General features: G+C 40.8%; 15 protein-coding genes. 3 read left to right on the plus strand and 12 right to left on the minus strand.

Translation table 11 applies throughout. From position 1 onward, the window contains the following. Window positions 1–22: 22 nt before the first annotated feature. The 7 genes from argR to G626_RS0109270 all read right to left on the minus strand — a co-directional run bounded on the left by argR (window position 23) and on the right by G626_RS0109270 (window position 11995). Window positions 23–493, minus strand: a complete 471-nt coding sequence (argR, locus tag G626_RS0109240; RefSeq protein ID WP_022932502.1) for an arginine repressor — start codon at window positions 491–493, stop codon at window positions 23–25. 60 nt (window positions 494–553) lie between these two features. Continuing rightward, window positions 554–2779 carry an MFS transporter gene (locus G626_RS0109245; protein WP_022932503.1) on the minus strand — a complete coding sequence of 742 codons (2226 nt, stop codon included), beginning with the start codon at window positions 2777–2779 and terminating at the stop codon, window positions 554–556. A gap of 13 nt (window positions 2780–2792) precedes the next feature. Next, on the minus strand, window positions 2793–6392 hold the full coding sequence (locus G626_RS16055; RefSeq protein ID WP_022932504.1) for a hybrid sensor histidine kinase/response regulator: 3600 nt from the start codon (window positions 6390–6392) through the stop codon (window positions 2793–2795). Beyond that, entirely contained in the window at window positions 6370–8490 is a 2121-nt protein-coding gene (locus G626_RS0109255; protein ID WP_022932505.1) for an HD-GYP domain-containing protein, read from the minus strand. The genes G626_RS16055 and G626_RS0109255 overlap by 23 nt, the downstream gene beginning before the upstream one ends. Window positions 8491–8656: 166 nt before the next feature. Next, window positions 8657–10240 carry a glucose-6-phosphate isomerase gene (locus G626_RS0109260; protein ID WP_022932506.1) on the minus strand — a complete coding sequence of 528 codons (1584 nt, stop codon included), beginning with the start codon at window positions 10238–10240 and terminating at the stop codon, window positions 8657–8659. An 85-nt stretch (window positions 10241–10325) separates the two neighbouring features. Beyond that, a complete protein-coding gene (locus tag G626_RS0109265) occupies window positions 10326–10751 on the minus strand; it encodes an RrF2 family transcriptional regulator (RefSeq protein WP_022932507.1) in 426 nt (141 codons plus the stop codon). A gap of 50 nt (window positions 10752–10801) precedes the next feature. Beyond that, entirely contained in the window at window positions 10802–11995 is a 1194-nt protein-coding gene (locus G626_RS0109270) for a MalY/PatB family protein (RefSeq protein WP_022932508.1), read from the minus strand. A gap of 111 nt (window positions 11996–12106) precedes the next feature. On the opposite strand from G626_RS0109270, the gene G626_RS0109275 reads away from it, so the two are divergent. Genes G626_RS0109275 through G626_RS0109285 form a run of 3 tightly spaced genes read left to right on the plus strand, consistent with a single transcriptional unit; the run spans window position 12107 to window position 14432 of the window. Beyond that, on the plus strand, window positions 12107–12502 hold the full coding sequence (locus tag G626_RS0109275) for a DUF4418 family protein (RefSeq protein ID WP_027727086.1): 396 nt from the start codon (window positions 12107–12109) through the stop codon (window positions 12500–12502). Then, window positions 12487–13704 carry an ABC transporter permease gene (locus tag G626_RS0109280; RefSeq protein WP_022932510.1) on the plus strand — a complete coding sequence of 406 codons (1218 nt, stop codon included), beginning with the start codon at window positions 12487–12489 and terminating at the stop codon, window positions 13702–13704. Before G626_RS0109275 ends, G626_RS0109280 begins: the two co-directional genes overlap by 16 nt. Next, a complete protein-coding gene (locus G626_RS0109285) occupies window positions 13701–14432 on the plus strand; it encodes an ABC transporter ATP-binding protein (RefSeq protein ID WP_022932511.1) in 732 nt (243 codons plus the stop codon). Before G626_RS0109280 ends, G626_RS0109285 begins: the two co-directional genes overlap by 4 nt. Here G626_RS0109285 and G626_RS0109290 read toward each other — a convergent pair. The 5 genes from G626_RS0109290 to G626_RS0109310 all read right to left on the minus strand — a co-directional run bounded on the left by G626_RS0109290 (window position 14401) and on the right by G626_RS0109310 (window position 19803). Continuing rightward, on the minus strand, window positions 14401–15567 hold the full coding sequence (locus G626_RS0109290) for a trans-sulfuration enzyme family protein (RefSeq protein ID WP_022932512.1): 1167 nt from the start codon (window positions 15565–15567) through the stop codon (window positions 14401–14403). The two genes, G626_RS0109285 and G626_RS0109290, sit on opposite strands and share 32 nt — an antisense overlap. A 62-nt stretch (window positions 15568–15629) precedes the next feature. Then, the gene (locus tag G626_RS0109295) at window positions 15630–16421 is read right to left on the minus strand and encodes an ABC transporter ATP-binding protein (RefSeq protein WP_027727087.1); all 792 of its coding nucleotides are present in this window, start codon (window positions 16419–16421) and stop codon (window positions 15630–15632) included. Next, complete coding sequence (locus G626_RS0109300) at window positions 16394–17356, minus strand: ABC transporter permease (protein ID WP_022932514.1); 963 nt, start codon at window positions 17354–17356, stop codon at window positions 16394–16396. The genes G626_RS0109295 and G626_RS0109300 overlap by 28 nt, the downstream gene beginning before the upstream one ends. 67 nt (window positions 17357–17423) lie before the next feature. Next, window positions 17424–18485 (minus strand): ABC transporter substrate-binding protein, encoded by a 1062-nt coding sequence (locus tag G626_RS0109305; protein ID WP_022932515.1) that lies wholly within the window; start codon window positions 18483–18485, stop codon window positions 17424–17426. A gap of 28 nt (window positions 18486–18513) precedes the next feature. Next, entirely contained in the window at window positions 18514–19803 is a 1290-nt protein-coding gene (locus G626_RS0109310; protein ID WP_022932516.1) for a nitrogenase component 1, read from the minus strand. Between the last annotated feature and the right edge of the window lie 5 nt (window positions 19804–19808).

A 19808-nucleotide genomic window follows, 5' to 3' on the forward strand; every position in this document is an offset into this window, starting at 1 on the left:
AATCTAACAATATGGGGGAACTTTAATCCTCAATCCCCGGAATATGTTTCTTGAGTTTTTCCATGAACTCGTCGCCGGTAACGCCTTCGCGCAGGCAGGCAAACATACAGTTGTCGCCGGCTACGGTGCCGAGAACCTCGTCCATATTCAGATTATCAATTGCATTGCAGACAGTATTTGCATGGCCCGGGAAAGTTTTGATAACAACAATGTTTCCTGAAAAATCAATGCTTACGTAGCCGCGCAGAAAATCCTGAACGTAAATCGCCTCGCTTTCGCCGTTTTCGTCCTCACCAGGCAGGGCGTACTTGTAGCCGTTCTGTCCGTCCGGCACCTTACCTACCTTCAAAAGCTTAAGGTCGCGGCTCAGTGTTGCCTGAGTAACCTCGTAGCCTTCCTTTGTAAGCAGAGAAAGCAAATCATCCTGACTTTCGATAGTATTATTTTTGATGAGATTTTTTATGGCCTTAAGGCGAGACTGTCGTTCCTTCATAATGTATAAATATACACTTTTTATGCATTTTCTTCAAGTTTAGAAAAATCAGCGAAAAAGTCAGCGGATTCTTATATCCGTCAAAGCAACCTGGTCACCGGAAAAAGCAACAAAAATATCTTTATTTCCGCTTTTTACCCTTGTAGTATTCTGTATGAAGATGCCTTTATTTTGTGTTCTCAGCACTACTTCGCTGCCATTTTTCATAAACTCAATCTGGCATTCATAACCTGCTTTATTAATCTCCTCCCAGTCTTCCCAGCTTGTAAAGCTTTCGGTTTTCTTCATAATAAAATCATTTTCTGCATTTTCATTTGAACCGTTTTCTTCGCCATCGAATTTAACCATTGCATATTCACAATAATTGTTTCCGTAGACCTTTCCGTCATCTGAATAATAAAGAAGAATGTAAGGGCAATGCCATACAAGATTTGCATCAGGAAGGCTCTGGGCATGGAAGAAAATCTTCATATTATTTTTTACTTCAACTCCCTGAGTAAACTGACCAAGAGGTTTTACAATCTGAACATTTGGAATATCAGACTCAATTCTGTTTATATAATTCAGTTTTTCAGCAATGCGAGGAATATCATTTTCTCCTGCAAGCTGGCTTGTATGCTCAATTTTAATATTGCTGATATGTACATTCTCGCCGGTAATTCCGACAAAGGCAGATTTTGATGCACTAGGCAAAGCAACAATTGTCTCAAAGCTTTTTGCAGGCCCCTGCATTTTCAGTAACAGATGATCTTCAAAACGTCCAGCTGTAATTGTATAAAGATTCGGATTTTCTGCTCCACCTTCTCTTTCATTCCTGATTTCCATATTTCTCGCACTTGTAGAAATATAATGGGCATCAAACCAGACTTCGCCGTATTCAATATATTTGTGCGATTCAATTGTCTGTTGAGTTTTCTGAACCTTTTCATCTGAAGAATCAAAAATAATTATTGAAGGCAGAGAAAACCTTGCATCTTTATCGAATACGCTGCAATCGAAGCAAATCTCTGTAACATTCTGCAGAACAGGGATTCCAGAAGTAACCTCTTCACGATAATTATGACACTCCAGTTCCGTCTGCATTTCTTCATCAGCTTTTTCAAAAGTCCCTTTATTTGTTTCACTGTCTAAAAGCTGTACTGTAAGCTTTGCATAAAGAGGATCATACTTTCTGCCTGCTTCCCGTATAAAATAATCGCGCACATAAAAAGGCGGTATAGTAGGATCATTAATCATTTTATCATAATCCTTTGCAACCGTTACAATTCTTGAATATTCAGGCTGGCTTTCATCATAATCTTTGCCGACAAACTGCGCCGTCTCCCTCAAGTATGGAAAGGCCTTAATAAAACTAAGAGCCTCTTCTCCAGCATCAAAGCAACATCCTGCATAATAAACCTTATCGCACTCATCTTCGCTTTTACCATTTCGTCTGGCCAGTTCTCTTGCCGTAAGTGCAATACGCTCTGCACGCCCCTTCTGGGCACTGTTATTCTTCTCTAACACACTGGCCATAGCCTGAACTGCCTGTCCAAAAATACTCTTCATTTTTTCCTGTTCAGTTTTGAAGGATTGAATTTCAATTTCATGAGCCTTATCAACAGCTGCGTTAACATCGAGATAAGCAAAGAAGTAAAGAAAAACAGAAACCAGAACCATTACCATATTAACAATGGAAATTCCGTATGTGAAAATCTGGATAATTCCTGTAATCAAGGGAAGAAAAATAAAAAGAGCAACTGCCGTAAAAATAAATTTACTGAAGCTTTTTCTATGTTTAATAATTGCAGTGTACTGAATCAGAGGGCAAACCACAGGAATTATGTAGGCAATCAGAAAGCCCTTTCCCCGGTGATAACAATTCATATAATCAAAATAATAATACAAATGAGTGAAAGCAGAAACAATCGCAAGCATCATTCCTGCAAAGGCTGCAAAACCGGTAAAGACAAGACGACGTGGAATTTTAGTAAGCTGCCCCTCGTTTAATACTAAATCAATAATATAAAAGTTAAATACAAATACTGTGGTACTGGTCAGGAAAAAGACCATGAAGTTTGAAAGACGAACCATTATATAGCCAATTGACTCCGTATTACCGGCATAAATATAGGCCAGTCTGTCAAAGAAAAGCAGCAGGGTTGCCACAACCTCAATACATATTAAAATCCATTTACGACGGGTTGAAAGAAATTTTGTAAGAAAGAGCATTATGGTCATTGTTGCACAGGCAGCGCAAAGACAGAGCATAATATTCATCTGATGATTACGAATAAAATCAAACATCTTCATTCCTCTCTTATTGCATTTTCGGATTTTCCATCATCTCTTTTGGAAGATGTTTCATAATGGTCTTCTCCAGAAGCTCCGGATCAACCGGAAGAGCAATTGTTCCAAAGAAGCCCTTCTCTTTATAATAGTTTTCATCAACAGAAGAATTTTCTGTAATGATATAAATCGGAAGCTCCGTCTTTAATTCTTTTATCTTGCTGATAACTTCATCAACCTTGTTTTCATCATTTTCAAAAAGTAATTCATCTATGAAGGCGATATTGAATGATGTGTCACGCAGCTTGTCTGTAAACTCCTGGCGGCTGTAGGCACGGGTTACAAAAACCTTAGTTGCCTTCAGAAGATTATCAAGTACATTGAGATTATCAAGATTTTCGCTGGCAACCATAACGTCTGCATCAGGCGCAATAAACTCCGGAACATAAGTTCCTCTCTGAACCGCTTCTTCTGATTCAATAAAGGTTCCGATAGGCTTTGCATCTATAATTTTTTGTGTAAGAGTAAAAATAAATGTAGAGCCTTTTCCTACCTCACTTGTGCAAACAAGCACACCGCCCATAAGCTCTGCAAAGCGTCTTGAAATATCAAGTCCAAGACCTGTTTTTAAGTGAAGTTCTCTTGCATCTTTTTCAAAGGCACCATAAGCATCAAAAATAGTTTCGATAATCTCCGGCGGCATTCCTCCTCCGGTATCCTTTACAGTAATGCAAAGATCGCAGCTATCGTTAGTACGGCCTTCCATAGAAATCTTAAAATCAATATGGCCTGCCATTGTATACTTAATTGCGTTTATAAAAAGATTCAAAAGAATCTGCTTGATTTTTCCTACATCGCCGTAAAGACGGCAAGGGAGCATCTGATCTATATCAATATTTAAGTTCAGGCCTTTTGAAAGATTTTTCTGGCGGGCCGGAATAATTACAGAACGCAAAAGATTCTGAACATCATATTCGGTTTCGCGTACAGTTATTTTTCCAGATTCAATTCGAGATATTTCAAGTAAGTCATTAACCAGAGTCAAAAGAGCTTCTGCTGCTTCGTGAACGCTGATACCATAACTCATTATTGAAGAGTGATAGTTCTTCGGAACATCCTTAGAATCCTCGCGAAGAATCATCTCATTCATTCCCATAATCGTATTAATTGGAGTTATGATTTCCTTAGACATGTTTGAAAGAAAGCGGGACTTTGTTTTGTTTGCACGCTCTGCTTCAGCCTTTGCATTTTGCAGCTGTCTGTACTGATTCAAAATGACTGTAGACTTCATAACCCGCCATACAATAAATGCAGCAGCAAGAATAAGGAGCACAATGAGAATAAACTTAAATTCCATAAGCTCCGTTAGACGGAAGCGCTTAATGATTGAGAAGGTATTGTCCAGCAGAATATCATTTTTATTCTGACTAAGAACCTGAATATGGAAAGTGTAATAACCATAAGAAAGATTTGTGTATTCAAGAGATGAAAGCTCATTACGGTTTACAGTTATACCATCGTCTTTTGCCCCCTCAAGATAAACCCTTACAGGAGGATTTGACATGGTATAATCCATAACAGAAGCTGTAATTTTTATTCGCTCATCTGATGCAGGAATAATGTATGTGCCGTTTTGTGTTGGAAGTATTTTTTTGTTACCGCAGTAAACGGACTTCACCCCTGTTTTAATCTGAATTTTCTGTTCAAGATAATTATTTATATTTACACAGGAAACACCTTCGCGACAGGAAAGATAAAGATTTCCATTTTCATCTAAAGCACTATAGGAGTTACTGGTAACAGAACTCGGAAGTCCGTTTGCAAGTGTATAAAGTTTGTAATCACTAACAGAATCTGAAAGTAAATCATCTATATTTGCAGTATAAATTCCGCAGGAAGCGAGAACCCACATTTCATTGTTATCATTCTGATAAAGATCGTAGTTATTGTTATAAGGGAAGCTGTTTACCGATTTTACTCTTCCTCCCTTCAGATACTGAATTGAGTTAGAAGTAACTAACCAGATAACATCATGCTTTTTATCCTTTTTGATGCGCATTACTACATCGCTCGTAAGCCCGTCATCGCGCCCGATTCTTTGGATAATATTTCCGGTAACAACGTAAATTCCGTCGCCATCTGTGCCCAGGTAGATTTTGCCGTCTTCAGCTTCTTCAACCGAAAGAATTACTGAGTTTTTAATAATTTCATTTTTACCCAGAGATGCTATAACTTTTTGATTTTTGATAATTGAAAAACCGTCGTTCGTTCCGCAGAGAATTGTGTTATTTTCTGCGACCTTTATAGCTCGTATCTGATTATTTGCCATTCCTTCATTTGTTGTAAAGGCGGTAATCCTTCCATCCGGGAACTGGCAGACAAGTCCTTTATTATTTGTAAAGGTTCCAATCCAGAGATTCTTATCATGATCTTCTACAATACAGCGGATTCTTGAATCACCTATATATTCAGTAAGAGAATTGTTAATTACATTTTTGTTTTTATCCAGAATTTTGAGCCCCGACTCTGTTCCAATATACAAAAGCCCATTATGCAGACAGGTTGTATTTACAGTTTTTTTAGGAAGCTTTGCCTCTTCTGTTATATTTACAAAATTATTTGCAACAATTTTCATTACGCCCTGTGTTGAAGAACAGGCCCAGATATTACCCTGATAATCTGAAGTAAACATTTCTATTGAACCATTCATTGGCAGATTAGAAACGACGTTCACTTTATTATCCTGATCAAGATATGCAATCTGTGTTCTTGAACAAATCCAGATTCTGAAACAGTCATAAGAAATCCACTGAACACTTTTTATCGGCGAAATATCTATTTCCTGCAATTCACTGCTTTTCTTTCCAAAGTCACCATAATAGATTTTTCCGCCTTCACAGCAAAGATATACCTTTCCTTCATTTACAGGGTCTGCAAGGAGAGTTGTTATTTTAGGCATATCAAGCTCGGCACTTGTATAGATTTCAGAAACATTTCGTTTCTTTACAGAGAAGACAATTCCGTTTGTAGTGTGTCCGTAAATTGTTCCACTTGAATCAGAATCAAGTTTTAAGATTCTTTCTGTATTTAAAACTGCATCAGAAAGATGATACAAAAGTCCATTTTCTTTGATAAAGGCAAGACCGGAGGTTGTGGCAATAAAAATATTACCTTCTTTATCTTCAGCAAAATTTCTAATGGAAGATGAAGGAAGCCCATCTTTATAGGTGTACTGACGGATATCTTCACCATCAATTAAAACAACACCGTTATCATTTGTTCCAACCCAGATGCGTCCTTTACTGTCTTCATAAAAAGCGCGCCCACTTGTAAGGCCGTTTGCAGTTGGCAGGCGCTCAAAGATATTTCCGTCATAACGTATAATGCCGCTGTAACCACCAATCCATATATTACCGGTTCTGGAACCTAAGATACAATTTGCATCTGATGTAGGGAGTCCGTTACTTGCATCATATATCATGCTTGTATAACCAAGGTCAGGATACTGTTTAATTACAGCATAACCTCCGCCCTGAGCAGAAACTGATGATACAAGAGCTGTAAAAAACAGACATATAAAAAAATATTTAAGAGTACTGAGACGGGCTTTAGTCAGCAAGGTTGCCTCCATGATATTTCTTCAGAATCATTTTAACTTCATCAAGAGAATCCATAAAAACTTCTACGCATTTTGGATCGAACTGACTGCCGCTACCCTCCTGCAAAATTGCAAGAGCTTTTTCGAGAGGAAAGGCCGGCTTATAAACACGGGGAGAAGCAAGGGCATCAAAAACATCAGCGACTGCCATAATGCGGGCAGAAAGAGGAATTACCTCTCCATGCAGTCCTTCCGGATACCCCTTACCATCCCAGCGTTCATGGTGGTAGGCCGCCATATTGCGGGCTTCCTTAAGATAGTTTTCACCTTGAACTGTAGAAATTGCCTTTTCGAGAATTTCCTTACCGGCTGTTGTGTGAGTTTTCATTATTGCAAATTCTTCGTCGGTAAGTTTTCCAGGTTTATTTAAAATGGTATCTGAAATATTGATTTTTCCAACATCGTGAAGAGGTGCAGAACGCACTACATCTGACATAAACTTTGGAGTTATTTTCTGAGGATAATAGCCCTTTTTCTTTAAGCCCTCTACGATAATTTTTACATAAGCGGAAGTTTTTTGAACATGGGCACCTGTGTCCGAGTCGCGGCTTTCAACCATATCTGCCATTGTAATAATAAGGCCGTCCTGCATTGTCAGGGTAGATTCAGAAAGTCTGCGGATATCGCGGATCTGTTCTGTCTGGCTCAGGGTCATACGACAAATTGCATCGTAGAGTTTCTGTATTTCGTCTCCGCTTTGAATATTAAGCGAACGGATAATCTTTACATTTTCTTCAAGAGTTTTCTGATCCTCGGCAGAATCTGAAAAGCGGTCTACGCAGGCAGCAATTGCACTGATTGGGAAAGACATATTATTTCCAATAGACCAGATTGTGTAAGAAATAATAAGAATAAAGAAGCCTGCCATAATAAGGAAAACTTTTACGATGAAGACTCCTGTATATCCTGCAACATATCTCATAGAAACATCTGCACCAATATAACAGACAGTTTTTCCATCTTCATTTGCAACAGGTTTGTAAATACTAAGCAGCCAGCCAAAAATATTATCAGACTCTACCGGAGCGATTTCTTTTCCTTCAAAAAGTTCCGGAAGATACTGCCCGAACTCTTTATCAAAAGAAACAAGTTCTCCAGGTGCATAAGGCTCTTCTTCATCGGTATCAAAAATAAAACGGCAGCCATTTTCTTCAATTCGTAAAACGTAAAGATAAGTAATATCATCAAAGCCTTTCAGTATTTTAGAAAGCTGCTGCAGTGTTTCATTATATCCGTCTGCTTCTTTTCCATATTTCAGATAATCGTCTATTCTCTCTGTATCAAGATAATCTGCTGCAAGATTTACACAGCTATAGGCTCTCTGAGTCTTTTCTTTTTTAGTGGTATCAAAATACAGACGCAAAGCAATTGCTTCTGTTAGGAAAACAAGAATCATGGATGCAATAACAAAGGTCAGAACTATTTTTGTATGAAGGGGATTCTTCACATTTCTGTGATTCTCTGCAAGATATTGCCTTGCACTTTCAGAGAGGTCACCATCACTTGCAATAATTTTTTTAGGAATAAAGAGGCGAAGAAGAAAGACAAAAATACAGATAACCCACTTTTCCAGAAAGTAGAGCATGAAGTTTGTTATACAAAAGGAAAGCAGATATGGCACAGATGCAGCAGAAGAAAAAGCCAGTGCATTTTTTGCTATAAGCGAAGTATCATCCAGACCGTTAAGGCAATATTGAATAATTGACACAGAAAGGCTTGATATCAATGCTGTCAAAGGAACATATATAAAGAGTTTTCCAATCTGCTTAAATGAATCTCTTCTTAAAAAGAATAAAGTGATAACTATAATTACAGCATTAAATGATGAAAAGTACATTGCCGGCCAGTAAAAAAATGAACAAAGGACACTGGTAATAACTGCCGTACAGATGGCCGGGAAAAGAGCTCCCGTAATTGCGACAACCGCAATGGTTCCGATAGTATCTAAAAACAAGGGCAGCCCAAGCCTGTACATTATATAAGAAAAAATTACATTTACTATAATTCCGCAAATCGAGATGATAAAACGTCGGGAGCGGAGTGTCAGTTTTGTTTTAGCAAGCTTATTCATCGTAATTCATTAATTATACCACCACTAATATAATTCTACAAAATTTAAAAAAACATAAAAAAAGCGGATGCTTAATACTTAAGCATCCGCTCTAGATTGTCGGGTCAAGCCCGACAATGACATTTATTGTCATTCCCGGGCTTGACCCGGGAATCTGCACATATCATTATTTAATAAGAAGTCCAGCATAAGCCTTGAGAGCACCTTCCATGTTGCCGCTCAAAACTGTCTTAGCAAGCTTCTTACCGAGCTGTACTCCCTCTTGATCGAAAGAGTTTACATTCCATACAAAGCCCTGGAACATTACCTTGTTCTCGTAGTGAGCGAGCAAGGCACCCAGGCTCTTTGGATTGAGTTGTGCGCCGTAAATCAGGCTAGATGGACGTCCGCCGGCAAATGCCTTGTTTGGATTCTCATCTGATTTTCCACATGCGAAGGCAACAATCTGAGCAGTTACGTTAGCGCAGAGTTTTATCTGGCTTGTAGAATCTTCAATTACAACATCTTCGCCAGTCTGGTTTTCGCGGAAGGCGATAAACTGCAAAGGAATGATATCAGTTCCCTGGTGAAGAAGCTGGTAGAATGAGTGCTGACCGTTTGTTCCAGGCTCTCCAAAAATTACAGGACCAGTTACGTAGCCGAGTGGCTTACCGTCGCGGTTTACTGATTTTCCGTTTGATTCCATATCAAGCTGCTGAAGGTGAGCTGGGAAGCGGCTGAGTGCCTGTGAGTATGGAAGAATTGCTGTTGCAGGATAGCCCTGAACGTTTCTCTCGTAAACACCGATGAGGGCATCCATAAGAGCAGCATTCTTTGTGATGTCCTTGTTGAGACAAAGTTTATCTTCTTCTGCGGCACCGTCGAGGAATTCCTGGAATACCTTTGGTCCGAAAGCGAGGCTCAAAACAGCTCCGCCTACACCAGAAGTTGAAGAATAGCGGCCGCCAATATAATCATCCATATAGAAGGCTGCCATATAGTCAGGGTTGTGAGCGAGAGGAGATGTCTCAGATGTAACAGCAATCATGTGCTTGCTTGCATCACAGCCAGCCTTTTTAATAAAGTCTTTTACGAAAGATTCGTTTGTAAGAGTTTCCAGAGTTGTTCCTGATTTAGAAACAAGAATGAAAATTGTCTTTGAAATGTCGAGAGACTTAACAACACTTGCAGCATCATCAGGGTCTACATTAGAAATGAAGTGTGCTTCCATCTTAAATGTGTTGTTTTTCTTTGCCCAGTTTTCAAGAGCAAGGTACATAGCGCGAGGACCAAGGTCTGAACCGCCGATACCAATCTGACAAACTGTTGTATATTTTTCGCCCTTCTCGTTCTTGAGCTCGCCAGAGTGAACTTTGTCTGCAAACTCAGCAATGCGGCGAACTTCGTTGATGTAGAATTCACGCTTGTTTACACCATCAGCCATAACGTCTTTTCCAAGCTGACCGCGTGTAAGCTGGTGAAGAACCATGCGCTTCTCTCCAGTGTTGATAACAGCACCATCAAGAAGTTCCTGATATTTTTCTACAAGCTGCTGCTCTTCTGCGAGCTCAGCAAGAGTTTTAAGAATCTGTTCATTAACCTGTTTAGCAGCGAAGTTGTATGTCAGTGCTCCGCCCATAGGAATAGAATATTTTGCGATTCTGTCTGCTGCACCAGAGCCGGAAAGCTCATCTGCAACAGAAACCATACCTTTAAGAGACTGAAGCTTCTTCCATGAAGAAAGCGAGTCTGCATTAGACCATGTAGCCATTTAAATTACCTCAGATAATCAAATATTGCCGTAAATTAACTGTCGGCGGTCTTATTATAGTAGATTACAAGAGGTGATACAATAATTAAATGTAATACATCTCGCCAATGTCGCTGCGATTTTTTTCTACAAGCTTTTCAAGGGTTACAGAGTCAACATAATCATTTATAACAGTTTCAAAGTCTTTCCAGTAATCATCGTTTCCTACATTACTGATAACATTTCCATGCGACTCACCCACCGGCGACAGGTCCCCCTCCAGAGCGCGGAGAATCTCGCCGGTTGTGTACTCCTCTGTCTTCTTAGCAAGTCTATAGCCGCCGTTACTTCCACGTACGCCATTTACAAGGCCAGCCTTACTTAACTGAATTAAAATCTGTTCCAGATACTTTACAGAAAGATTGTGTCTGTGAGAAAGCAGCTTAAGAGAAATAAATTTTCCCTCAGGCAGCTCGGCCAGTTCTGTCATAATCAAAAGGGCGTATTGCCCGCGTGTAGAAATTTTATACATAAAAAAATCTCCTATAGGTCCGCACGATGGTTTCGATACAACGCTTCGCGTTACTCAACCACCGCTGCAAACGCATTTGCAATTCTTTCCAGCGCTTCTTCGAGCAGGGGCCGGGGCGTTGCAATATTTATTCTCTGATAGAACTCTCCCTCCTGGCCGAACATAGTTCCCCGGTCCAGCCAGACCTTTGCCTTATTTACAATAATGTCATCTATTTCCGAATCGGAAAGTCCAAGCTTAGTCCCCAGCTTTGAAAAATCCAGCCACAAAAGAAAGGTTCCTTCCGGTTCTATAAGCCTAACTAACGATAGTTTGTCTTTAAGAAAATCCCTCACAAAATCAATATTCGATTTAAGATGTTTATGCAATTCTTCCAGCCAGGGTTTGCCATTCTGATAAGCCGCTCTTGCAGCAGTGAGGCCCATTATGCTTGGTTCGTCATAACCGGTTTTATCAAATTCTGCCTTAAACCTTGCGCGCAGGCCAGGATTTTTTATAAAGTTAGTAGAAAACTGAAGTCCTGCAAGATTAAAGGTTTTGCTGACAGACATTGAAACAATAGAGTTTTCTGCAACTTCTTCAGAAAGAGTTGAAAAGACGGTGTGTTTGTTAGGCGGGTAAACAAAATCATTATGAATCTCATCTGCAAAAACTATTACCTTGTGACGCAGACAAATCTCTGCAATACGCTCAAGCTCTTCGCGGATCCATACGCGGCCAACGGGATTATGCGGACTGCAGAGAATAAAAAGTTTTACCTTGTTATCAATAATCTTCTTTTCAAAATCATCAAAATCAATAAACCACTTTCCATCTTTTTCATATAGAGAAGAAGTTACCAGCTTACGATTATTTGCCACAATCATATTTTTAAAAGGATAGTAAACCGGTGTCTGAATAATCACTGCCTCCCCTTCCTGTGTAAAGGCTCTTATAGCACATACGATTCCAAAAACAACACCAGGTGTAGTCACAAGCTCCCGGCGATCTGGAGAAAAATCATGCTCGGTCTGCATCCAGTTTTTCAAAGCAGTAAAGAAAGAATCATCAAGGCAGGAATAGCCGAATATTCCATGGTCAACTTTTTTATGGAGAGCTTCTAGAATTGCAGGACTTGTCGGAAAATCCATATCTGCAACCCAGAGTGAAAGAACATCTGCAGGCTTACCGCGGGCAAGAGCCAGATCTGTTTTTATGGAGTTACTTCCATGGCGGTCGGTTACTTTGTTGAAATCATAAATCATATTCTGCCTCCATTTTTATTTTTTTACCTATTGACTTAATAGGCTGATTGAAGTATAAAGGGTATTACCTACTAAGTCAATAGGTATATTAAATATTTGAAGAGGTATCTTATGAAAAAAGTAAATGTTTTTTTCTCTCTGCTTATTCTTGGTCTTGGAGCATTCACTGCTATAGCCCCTTATTCCTTTGCTCATGTCTGCGAAGTCGGAGAGAAGGTCATGAAGTGTCACTGGACCGGCCGCATAGAATTGTTTATTGGAATTTCCATTGCCCTTCTGGGGCTTTTAAAGCTGCTTTCCTCTGATGCAAAATATCAGCTTGGAATAAATGCCGGCATTCTGGTAAATGCACTGGGCGTAATTCTCACTCCAACTGTTTTGATTGGCGTTTGCGGAATGAAATCAATGCATTGTGCCTCTGTTGCAAAGCCAACCTTAATTGTATTTGGAATTTTGATTTTAGCTGCTACCCTTATTCAGAGTTTTATTACATGGAAAAAGAAATAAGTTCAAAATATATTGCTCTTTCTAATCTCAAAAAAAAGCCCTTCCGAACGGCCGCTATGCTGGCGGTAATTGCCCTAAGCTCTGCCCTTCTGCTTGGGAGCTTTATTATCAGTGCAAGTCTTAGGGGCGGCATTTTTGGAATTCAGTCCAGGCTTGGAGCTGACTTAATGATTATTCCTGAGGGAGCCCAGCAGGAACTTGAAGGCATTCTTCTTTATGGAAATCCTAATTATTTTTATATGGATAAAAATATAGAAGATCTTGTACGAACGGTTGACGGAGTGGAGGCGGCTTCCAGCCAGACTTATCTTGCCAGCGTTTCTGAAAGCTGCTGCGACTTTCCTGTTCAGCTTATCGGCTTTGACCCGGAGACTGATTTTATTGTAAAAAGCTGGGCAAAGTCACGTTACAGTAAATTGAGCTCTGAGGAGGAAGTCCTCTTCGCCGGCAGCAATATTGATGTTCAGAAAAAGACTGTAAGATTTTACGGGCAGACTCATAAAGTGACGGCAAAGCTCGCAAAAAGCGGTTCCGGAATGGACAGCGCAATTTACACCGACACTGCTACCCTTAAAAATATTTTTCTGGATGCCCGCTCCAAGGGCTTTGGTTTTATTTCTGGCGATGACATTGATAAAAAGGTCAGTGCAATTTTTGTAAAATTAGCTGATGGAGTAAGGCCGGACAGTGCAGTTTTAAGAATTCAAAGAGCTCTTTCCCAACAACCGGATGCCCCTGCAATTCAAATCATTCAAAACGAAAAAATGATTCTGGATCTTATGAATAAGTTTTCGGCCATTCTGATTTTTATGAATGGGCTTTCTGCACTTGTACTGGTAATTACCTTTGCAACTCTTGCAGTTGTCTTTTCTCTTATGCTTAATGAAAGGCTTAAGGAGTTTGCAGTTTTACGCGTTCTTGGTGCAAGCCACCGGACTCTGGTAAAAATCATTTTGAGCGAGGCTGGTCTTGTGGGCTGTGCAGGTGCTGTAACAGGAATCTTCCTTTCGCTTCTGATTATCCTGCCATTTAATGTTTTGATTTCAGAAAAGCTTGCACTGCCATTTGCAATGAGCAGTCTGCCCCAGCTTGTGCTTTTTTCTGTCCTTGTATTTGTGATTATTCTTGCAGCCAGCATTCTTTCTTCAATATTTAGTGCTGTACGCATTTCAAAATTTGAACCTTACGGAGATGTAAAATGATTGAACTTAAAAACATTACAAAAGAGTTTTCTACTCCGAGAGGAAGGCTTTCTGTTCTAAAAGATTTTAATCTTAAAATTGAGGCCGGAACTTTTCTTGGGCTTGAAGGAAAGTCCGGAGCGGGAAAGTCTACCCTGCTTTCTATAATTGCGGGTTTGCAGAAACCGGACGCGGGTCAAGTTTTTCTCGGTCAACCTCAGGTGAATATTCTCACTCTCAATGATAAAGAACTCAGCGCCTTCCGCAATAAAAACATTGGCTTTATTTCCCAGGAACAGAGTTTTCTGGAAAATCTTACTGTTCTGGATAATGTAAGACTGCCGGCTTTTCTTGCAAAAAAATCAAGTACTGTCATACTGAACTTGTTTCAGCATCCATCAAAAGAGATTCCGAAACAAGTTCGGAATGACTTCGATGTAAAAATCACCGAAAGGGCCCTCAATCTTCTTGAATCACTTGGAATTGCAGGTCTTGCAAAGAGTTTTCCGCGCGATCTTTCCGGTGGCGAAAATCACCGGCTTCTTATAGCCCGCGCTTTAATGAATAACCCGGATTATATTCTTGCTGATGAGCCGACCGACTCTGTGGACTCAGAGCAGACCCAGGCCATCATTAAAATCTTCCGCCGCCTTGCCGACGAAGGCAAAACTATTCTTATTGCCAGCCACGACAAGGAAGCGCTTAAACTGTGTGATATCAGTATGACAGTGCCTGGCTCAAATCGTTAATCAAATCTTCAACATTTTCAATACCAACAGAAAGGCGCAGGGTTGCCGGAGTTATTCCGTTTTTAAGGCGGATTTCTTCGGGAACGTCCGCGTGGGTCTGGGTTGTCGGATAGGTAATCAAAGTTTCAACACCGCCAAGACTTTCTGCATACTGAATCAGCTTTACATGATTGAGTACAGAGAGGGCGTGTTCGGTTGTATCAGTCTGGAAGGTAAGCATTGCGCCAAAACCACGGGCCTGCTTTTTCATAACTTCGTGGCCAGGATGTTCTGTCAGCCCCGGATAAATTACGCGCACAACAGACTTCTGCTTCTTAAGCCATTCTGCAATTTTTGCAGCATTTTCCTGGGCCTTTTCCATTCGTATAGGAAGAGTTTTTATTCCTCGTAAAACCAGCCAGCTGTCAAAAGGAGCAAGCCCCGCGCCGGTTGTCTTTATTAAAAATCTAAGCCTTTCCTGAATATCAGCTCTATTAGTAACAATAAAGCCTGCAAGAGTGTCGTTGTGGCCGGCCAGATATTTTGTTCCCGAATGAATTACGATGTCTGCACCAAGGGCCAGCGGATTCTGGAAATAAGGAGACATAAAGGTGTTATCGACAATTAGAAGAAGGCCATGCTTTTTTGCAAGCCGGGCAGTCTTTGCAATGTCGGTAACATTCATCATAGGGTTGGTTGGAGTTTCAATATAGATTGCTTTTGTTTCAGGCTTAATCAGGGGCTCAAGATTTTCTGTGGCGCAATTTACGCGGGTAAAGCTGATTGCATTTTTTGCAGAGACATTATCAAAAAGTCTTATAGAACCACCGTACAAATCGCTGTCTGCAATTATGTGGTCACCCGGATAAAAAAGTTCCATCATAAGACTGATGGCCGCCATACCGCTTGAAAGGGCAAAGGCATCGATTCCACCTTCAAGCTGGCAGACAACTTTTTCCAGCTGCTCCCGGGTAGGATTCTGCAAACGGCTGTAATCAAAGCCGGTGGAGTTTCCTACTGAAGGGTGAGCATAGGTTGCAGTCTGATAAATTGGAAAGCTTACCGAACCGTAGTGATTACAGGCAGGCTTTCCGTCCTCTCTTACTGCTTCATCCTTTTCCAGATGAAGACATTTTGATTCTATAGATAATGACATTGAATTACTCCTGAAATGGTGGTTTCGATACGGCCTTGGGCCTACTCAACCACCGGGCTGGTCTAAATGTTGTATTCTGCCTCGTGCAGCTGGCCACCGAAATTTAAGATTTCCAGAATCTTATTTCTGTAAAGGGCAAAGGTATCCTGTACACGTACGCGCGGATGAGGAAGCTTAATATCAATTACAGCCTCAACACGGCTTGGGCGCGCGCTCATAACTACAACCTTATCACTCATGTAAATTGCTTCATCAACATCATGAGTAACCATCAGCATGGTCATATTATTTTCATTTTTGATGCGGAGAATCTCATCCTGAAGATTCATTCGGGTAAAGGCATCAAGAGCACCAAGAGGCTCATCGAGCAGCAGAACCTTTGGGTGACCTACCAGGGCACGGGCAAGAGACGCTCTCTGCTGCATACCGCCGGAAATCTGATGAGGAAAGGAATTTTCAAAGCCCTGAAGTCCTACAAGCTTTATGATATCCGCAACATCATTTTTTCTTTCTTTATAAATCTTTCTGGCCTTAAGACCAAAGGCAACATTGCCCTGAACAGTAAGCCAGGGAAAAAGATTTGACCCCTGAAAGGCAAAGCCGCGGTCGGAACCTGCTTTTGTTATTTTTTCGCCATCAAGCAAAACTGTACCCTGGTACTGCTTTTCAAGACCGCCGATAATCCGCAGCAGTGTAGACTTGCCACAGCCCGAAGGACCAATCAGCGAGACAAAGCTGCCCGGCTCAATATTGAGCGAAAAATCATTAAGAACATGAACCTCATCAAAACTTTTATTTACGTTATTTATTTGAATATTGCCAACATTTACCATCTGATTACCCCCTTCTGCCATACCATTATTTTGTCGCGAATCTTAAAGAGCATTGTAAGTACAAAGGAACACAGCACCGCAATAATTATCAGGCCTGCATAAACTCCGTCGTAAAGCATTACCGACTTCTGCCAGTTAATGTACCAGCCGATTCCCTGGGAGTTTCCATTCATCTCTACTGCCATCAATGTGGCAAAGGAAGAAACGATTCCATAGAAGAGTCCCAGAAAAATCTGTGGAAGACTGGCCGGAACTGCAACACGGAAAACCTTGTAAAAGGTACCCGCCCCTAGTGTTTCGCTTACTTCGAAAAACACCTTGCTTACACTCTGAATACCGCTGGCCGTCATCAGCGTAACCGGAAACCAGACTGCAAAGGCAATTAAGAAAACATTGGCGCCGTGGGTTGTAGGGAATACGCTTAAGGCAAGAGGAATCCAGGCGGTGGTAGGAACTGGTCCTAAAAACTTTGTAACAGGATTAAGCCAGTAGCCAACGTGCCGGTTGTAGCCGAGGGCAAGGCCCGAAAAAAATCCGGTCAGTAAACCTAAGATAAAGCCCTGCAATAAAAGCCCCAGAGAGAAAATCAGGTTTTTGATTAAGAATACTTTTTGTTCCCACAGGAGTCCTGTTATGCGGTCAATCGAAGGAAAGTAAAGAACAGGAAGAAGTCTTGTCTTTGAAAAGATTGTGTTCAAAAGAGCAATAAAAAGAATCAGGCCTGCATAAAAAGGAAGTTTACCCTGCAGTTTCTTTCCAAAATCTTTTGCAAAAATTCCTGCAATCAAACAGACTGCGAGAATAAGAACTGCCGCAAGCAGAAAACACATGTAATATGGAGCATTCATCTGCTTTTGCTTTCCGCTTTCCGGAATTGCAAAATATAAAACTGCCGAAGCTATTGCCGCAAGAAAGGGCAAGGTGTAAATCAAAATCTGTTTTATTTTTTTATTCATGTGCTTTCTCCTTTGACAGCAGATGCTGAAACAAGTTCAGCATGACAATACCTGCTGTACCAATGTCTTACAATTTGCTTACATATGTTTCTGAATAAGTTCCGTCTGAATTGTAAACGTAGCTGTCAGGAACTCCATCAAAGCTGATAAAGTGATTCTTTACAAAGCCTTCTTTATCTTTAACGTTCTGCATTACACCCATATCAACCAGCTGGTCGATTGTGTTTTCAACAGTCTTTCCTGCAAGATTTACAGAAGGTGTGTAATTGTAAGTGCGCAAAAGGTAGCCGTTTGCTTCAACGTCGCCGCTCATCTGTCCGTTTTCAATCTGCAGCTTTGCAGAATCTTCCGGATTTGCCTGAACGTAAGCACTTGCCTTAAGAACTGCACGGATAAAGGCCTTTGTGTGCTCAGGATATTTCTGTGCAACATCATTAGAAACAAAGGTCATACAGCAGTATTCCTGGCTGAACTTTTCATCACTTGTTGTATCAAGAATATTTCTAAAGCCGTAATCGCGCTCTGCAATGTAGGCAATTGGATCATGAAGACCAACTGCTTCTACTGCACCATTTTCAAGGGCAAGCGGAAGATCCGGCAGATTGTAAACTGCAATTGTAAAATCAGCTTCAGGACCAAAGGCCGGAATTCCTAAATCAAAATATTTTCTCTGGAAGGCAATTGTCGAAGAATCCTGAACTCCAGGGAAGCCGATTACTTTTCCACGAAGGTCTGCAACTGTCTTATATGGTGAATCAGCCTTTACATAGAACTTTGTACAACCGGTATGAACACCTGTCAAAAAGCTTACATCAAGGCCATTGTCCATCTGAGGAATAAGGCTTCCTGCAAGACCGAGAGAAGCATCGATTTTTTTAGAAACACAGAGGGCAGTTGCTTCCTGAATATTGATTTCAATAGTTTCAAATTTGAGTCCGGCTTTTCCAAACTCTTCTGCAAAAATGCCTTTATCAATTCCTATATGAAGTGGAGCTCCACAAAGGCCTGAGTTAGCTGTTCCGATTTTGAATACGAAATCGCTTTTATCCTTTTTTGAACAGGAGGTCATACCTGTAATAAGTGCTGAAACTGAAAGAACTGTCAGTAATGTAGATTTAATTTTTTTCATTTTGTACCTCCTCTGAAAAAATTAAAAATTACAAGTTATCATATAAATCTTCTGTAAAGGTCAAACTGCCCTTATAACCAGAATATGTACGGTTGAATACAAGACGCTCATTCATAGGGAAGGTTGCATTCAGATACTGAATCCCCTTTTCCAGAGCAACTTCTTTTTCGTTAGTTGAGCCCACCAGAAGTGAAATATCTTCCGGCTCCTCGCGGATTGCCTTGTTGATTTCCCATTGGTCGCTTGCAAAAACAATCTTTGGAGCCTGAGCATATTCAAGACTGCTGATTTCTTTTATGATGCGGTCCTTATCTTCCGGACGGAAAATATTTTCTGTAATCACAACCAGAACCGGAGAGAAGCTGTAGTCGTTTGCAAGGTAGCGGGTAATTGCGATTGCATTCGAAGCATCACCTGCAACTGCAAAACGCTTCCAGCTGAGCTGACCGATTGACTGAGCCAGATAGCTGTAAACATAATCCTCTTCTTCCTTGATAACCTTTTCTACAAGAGCATTGTCGAGCTTAAGGGCTTCAGCAACCTCGCGGATAAAACGGGTTGTATCTGTCGCACCAATTGGTGCAAATGGGAAGCGCAGAGAAGGAACTCCAAACTTCTTTTCGAACTTTTCTGCAGGGCCCTTAAAAAGCCATGGGTTTACGATGAGGTTCAAAGCCGCTTCCGAAGCATGCTCCACAACATCAATTCCCTGATGCTTTGTAAAGAAAGTGTTTACTTCAAGACCAAGCTTGCTGAGAATGCGGTCCAGCTCTTCCAGAGTGCCGGCCCAGAAAGGATCATGGTAAGGAACAATTCCAAAAAGATTTACCAGATTAGATTTTTTCTCACGGGCTGGCTGAATCACCTTATCAATAAAAGTGTTCCATACTGTCTCGTAGCCAAGAAGGCTTTCGCCGGCAAAGCCCGGAGTATCAATTGCATAAACCTTGTGGCCCTGCTCTGTAAACTCATCTACTACACTCTGAATATCGTCTCCGATAATACCTGCTGTACAACCGGTAAGAACAAAGTAGGCCTGGGCATCAATGATATCAATTGCTCCCTGAATTGTAGTACGAAGCTTATTTACACCACCAAATACAACTTCTTTTTCAAGCATGTTACTTGACGGGAGAGAAACTCCGCTTACAAAGCAGGCATGCTTATGACCACTCTGTCCCTGCTCTGCCGCAGTTGTCTGCATACAGCAGCCAGGACCAGAATGAAGAATAGGACATACATGATCTATTGCGGCAAGTACCGAATTAATTCCCGAAAGTACACAGCCGCCTCTTGGATTTTCTGTAACAAAACTCATAACTA

The organism is Treponema bryantii NK4A124 (assembly GCF_000421345.1).
GTDB classification, from domain to species: Bacteria; Spirochaetota; Spirochaetia; order Treponematales; family Treponemataceae; genus Treponema_D; species Treponema_D bryantii_B.